The organism is Stieleria sp. (assembly GCF_041595215.1).
Classification (GTDB): domain Bacteria; phylum Planctomycetota; class Planctomycetia; order Pirellulales; family Pirellulaceae; genus Stieleria; species Stieleria magnilauensis.
The window spans coordinates 1-4,276 of sequence record NZ_JBFHKV010000781.1 but is presented as its reverse complement, the minus strand read 5'-3'; the positions used below and the strand labels follow the sequence as shown (position 1 = coordinate 4,276).

At 58.7% G+C, this 4,276-nt stretch carries 4 protein-coding genes and 1 pseudogene; 1 reads left to right on the top strand and 4 read right to left on the bottom strand.

Annotated elements, in window-relative coordinates; genetic code table 11:
* Nucleotides 1–122: 122 nt before the first annotated feature.
* The 4 genes from ABX749_RS24085 to ABX749_RS24070 all read right to left on the bottom strand — a co-directional run bounded on the left by ABX749_RS24085 (nt 123) and on the right by ABX749_RS24070 (nt 2,849).
* A complete protein-coding gene (locus ABX749_RS24085) occupies nt 123–785 on the bottom strand; it encodes a hypothetical protein (protein ID WP_372898238.1) in 663 nt (220 codons plus the stop codon).
* A 196-nt stretch (nt 786–981) separates the two neighbouring features.
* Complete coding sequence (locus tag ABX749_RS24080; RefSeq protein ID WP_372898237.1) at nt 982–1,158, bottom strand: hypothetical protein; 177 nt, start codon at nt 1,156–1,158, stop codon at nt 982–984.
* Nucleotides 1,155–1,529: a hypothetical protein gene (locus ABX749_RS24075; RefSeq protein WP_372898236.1), complete on the bottom strand. Its 375-nt coding sequence runs from the start codon at nt 1,527–1,529 to the stop codon at nt 1,155–1,157. Before ABX749_RS24075 ends, ABX749_RS24080 begins: the two co-directional genes overlap by 4 nt.
* A 699-nt stretch (nt 1,530–2,228) precedes the next feature.
* Entirely contained in the window at nt 2,229–2,849 is a 621-nt protein-coding gene (locus ABX749_RS24070; RefSeq protein ID WP_145210492.1) for a response regulator transcription factor, read from the bottom strand.
* A gap of 598 nt (nt 2,850–3,447) precedes the next feature.
* Here ABX749_RS24070 and ABX749_RS24065 point away from each other — a divergent pair.
* Nucleotides 3,448–4,276, top strand: a pseudogene (locus ABX749_RS24065) (TonB-dependent receptor); the annotation flags it as partial.

Genomic DNA, 4,276 nt, shown 5'->3' with positions numbered 1-4,276 from the left:
CCCACCGATGACAGGGCGCAATCAATCCGTGGGTTCGCGCTGCGGTCGGTGAGTCTTATTTTCGAGCGTTTGCCCGGCAAGCCGCCAAAACTTTCGGCGGATTGTCAAAGGTGGCCGGAGCTCTATTCCGTGGACTCGCTCTCCAGTTCCGGGCGCGCCGGCGAGTCGCTTTCAGCCGGCTCCTCGGCAGGTGCCTCCTCGTCGTCCGGACCTTCTGCTTCGGGACGCTGCGGTGCGTCACGCTCACCCTCGGGGCCGCCCGCTCCGGGGCCACCGCCTCCGCCGCCACCGGACATCTCCGCTTCGTCATACGACGCCGGCGGTTCGTCGTCGTCGACCGGAACCAGCGGACGATCGGGATTGACGACACCCGATGCCTCGTAGACGAATTTCGCATGGCGATTGAACATCCAAGCGCCGCCATTTGGCATGTAGACCGTATACAGCTTGTGTGGCTTGACGATCAACCCGCCTCGCCACTGATAAACTTCCACTTGATAGCGGCCGTCTTCGAAGGTCTGCACCGGTTCCCTTCCCAGCAGCTCACGAACGTCCGTGTTGGACAAGAATCCGACGCCCTTGCGGTTGGCGTCCATGCTGGCTTCGGTGACTTGATCGTAGGCCGCGTTGACTGCCGGTCGGGCCACGAGATAGTCGTACCCTAACGCGACGACCATCAACCCCAACAAGACATAAAGCACCGTCTTGCGAGTTCCGCCGCCGGAGTCTTTGCTGGGCCATTGTTCGTCCCGCGCGTCAGCGGAATCCTGGGTCGTTTCAGACATGGGAGGGTGCCTTCAAAATGATCGAGAGGAATGGGGCATAATGTACCACCCTCCGTTGTACTAAAGCTCTTCAGCCCACGGGATCCGCGAAGGACGAACGGCGCGATTAATTGCAGAAAAACAGAACGGACCGGTGCGGTTGGGCACCGCGATCGACGGCACGGGCCGGGTCAACTGCCCCGGTTCGATTGCCGCGCTATCGACGAAAGCAGAGCTTCGCGTCGGACGCGGATCTTGAGATCATCGAAAACGGCGGTTCGCAGGTCGCAATGCTCCAGCGTGCCGTCAGGTATCGCAGGTACGCCGCTTGATCGGCGCTGACACGGTCCTGTGATTGGAACAATTCGACCAAACAATTGATCAAGAACTTCAACTTGATCTTCGGCAGATGCGATAGTTTCTCCACGGATGCGGCGAGTAGTTCTCGGGGAATCCGTCGTCGATCGCCAGCAGCATCTGTGCGACAGACGAATCCTGCGATTGGCATGCCGTCGATAACGCGAGTTCGGTCAACGCAAACCGCTGCGACGCGTCAACCTCACTGATGCATTGCCACAACGTTTCGACCGACTCCAGCGTCGATGGGTTGGGCAGTGTTTTGACCAGGGACCGCAGTGCGGGGTCGAACAGCAACAACGATGGAATCGTTACCAACGCGGCCTTGCGATCTCGATACAACGCCACTGTTGCGATGTCGAGGTCGGCTAAATCATCATGCCGAACAACAGCAGCAAACTGCCCCACTGGATCGTCGCCATCGCGGAGCGGTGATTGGACGAACCGCCAAAGAAGATTGGGGCGGTTGTAGCAGTCGAAAGAAATTCACCGATCAAACAAAAAAAGGCAGCACTCGTCGGTGAAACGCAAAGCTCGACGTGAGCCCAAGTTCTTGCCCCGAACCTGTTGCCTGCGATCACCGACAAAGACGCTGCCTCGCCCCGTGAATTCGATGATTCGCCAGCCGTTCCCATTGACGGTCACTCGTCCGATCCGTCGGAAGGGTTGTGTCGTCAACACCTGCGCCTGCCTCACGCGCATCGTGCTTCGTTACGCTTTTCCGCAGAAGGATGTGGCGGCTCAGAGAAATGTTCCGGCGTTGCCGCCGGAACATTCTCCAAGAGCCCCATGTGTTCTGCGGATTCCTTCCAAGATTGAAGCCCGAGTCTCCCCACCAAGATTCGTCCGGTGAATCATCGTTCCATCGTGGTCATCGATCCCTCGATTGTTGTTGATCCCTCATCAACCATCGTTCCATCGATGAAGCACAGTATTGCCAATCGCACCCGATCCGATGAAGAGCAGAAACCGAAAAGCGATGTGGTAACCCGCAACCCGCCGGAGGTGACCTTGTGAGGCAACGACGGCAAAGATTGCGGTCGGCTTCGGCGTCGCGACGTCACCGTGACGCTCGTGCGCCGGCTACTGTTCGATGTGGCCGGTGCACTAGGTATCCAGCATGTCCGCTTCGATCACCATCCTGACCAGATCAACCACCGATTCGGCCTGCAACTTGGTGTAGATCTCGCTGCGACGGTTCTCCACCGTTCGCACGCTGACGTCAAGACGATTCGCGATCACCTTGTTCGGCTTGCCGGCCACCACATAAGACAACACCGTGCGTTCAGACGGCGTCAGTTCGTTGATCCGCTCCCGAATCGCTTGACGGTGCGCTTCTTCCACACGCTTGCTCGCATCGAGTGCCAGCGCTTTGCGGATCGCGTTCCAGAGATCGTCTTCCAGATACGGCTTGTCCAGCAACGTGATCGCGCCGCGCTGAATCGCCTGGACCGTGACCGGTGTCGTCGCAAACGCTGTCAGAACGATGACCGGCAACAGCGATCCCATGTCATTCAATTCCGCTTGCAACTCCAGTCCGCTCATGCCCAGCATCCGGATATCCGTCACCAAGCATCCCGGCTTGTCCTTGGTGTAGAACTCCAAAAAGTCCTCCGCCGACGCAAACGCTTTGGACTCCAATCCCATCGAGCTGACCAGCGCACAGACGGATTCCCGGGCACGCTCATCGTCATCAACGACGAAAATGACTTGTTGTTGCCAAGACATCGAATGCGGTCACCCCGGAACGACGAGTGTGGTTGAAGTGATGGTGACGTGAGACGGCCCCCGGCCCACCTGTCGGGGTTCGCTGCACCACCTTGGGCGAACAGGACAAGACATCAGTGTCGAGGTTTTGGGCGGAGTTTTCAATCTGCCAGCGTCAGAGAAGAGAGGTGCGGTCGGAAATCATCCGGGAGCGGTGTTCAGATGAGTAGGTGTGCCAAAGTCGCCTCAGACATCAGGTTCGCAGTCAAGCACGATCCCACTCACTGCCCGTCCGACTCGACCGAAGCGATCACCGCGTGCGGCTCAGTTGCACAGCATACTACACTTTCCATCCGAAGGGCAATCAGCCCCCTCTAAGTGAGTGTGCGGTTGCGGGTCCTCGTTAGCGGAGAGGATACAGCGACAGACGACGCCGGAGCCACACGGCCGGTCGCGCTTGGACGTTCCGTTTCAGACGTCTCGATGATGACCGTTTGGCGTCATTCTGCCCGAACCACCACCCCGGGCGAGCATCCCTCGGGATCGTCTCGAAACTGCAAGCCATGTTCTCATTGCAAGCATTTTTTCATCACGCGACTCAACCCGGCGAACCCACCAGATGATTCGAACCCACCAATCCAGCCAGCACTCCGAGCCCCTCGACACGCACCAAAAAGCCTTGGAGGTCAACCTGGATCCCCGCCGCTACGGGACGTTTGCCGAGATCGGCGCGGGACAAGAGGTCGTTCGCTGGTTCTTTCGCGTCGGGGGTGGCGCCGGCACGATCGCCAAAAGCATGTCGGCCTATGACATGAAGGTCAGTGACGCAATCTACGGACGGGCCTCACGCTACGTCTGTCGGGAACGTCTGCAGGCCATGCTCGACTATGAACACACGTTGAATCTGGACCGGTTGCGAGAGGTCCGCGGTGAAACGACTGCGTTCTTCACCTTTGCCGATACCGTTTCGGCAAGAAACTATCACGGCACCAATGCCTGCCACGGCTGGATGGGGATCAAATTCCAGGCCCATCCCCAAGACGAAGACAGCCAGATCATCATCCACGTCCGCATGCTCGATGACGAAGCGGCCCTGCAACAGGAAGCCCTCGGCATCGTCGGCGTCAATCTGGTCCACGGCGCCTTTGCCCTCCACCATGAGCCCGAACTGTTGGTCGCCGCGCTGCTGGACGGCCTGTCGACATCGCGGATCGAAATCGACATGATCGAGTTCTCCGGCATCGCGTTCCGCCACGTCGACAACCGCTTGATGAGTCTGAAACTGGTCGAGCTCGGTTTGAGCGGTGCGGCCATGTTCGCAGCCAGCGGAGAAGTCTTGCAGCCGTCGGAGTTCTTTTACCCCAAAGCGATTCTGGTCGAACGCGGCAGCTTTCGTCCCGTTTGCAACGTCAATTTGGACATGCTGGAAAGCGCCCGAGAACAATTCT

Excerpts from the sequence above, each read along its gene's own strand:
- ABX749_RS24070 (WP_145210492.1), bottom strand. The coding sequence starts at position 2,849 with ATGTCTTGGCAACAACAAGTCATTTTCGTCGTTGATGACGATGAGCGT.
- ABX749_RS24085 (WP_372898238.1), bottom strand. The coding sequence starts at position 785 with ATGTCTGAAACGACCCAGGATTCCGCTGACGCGCGGGACGAACAATGG.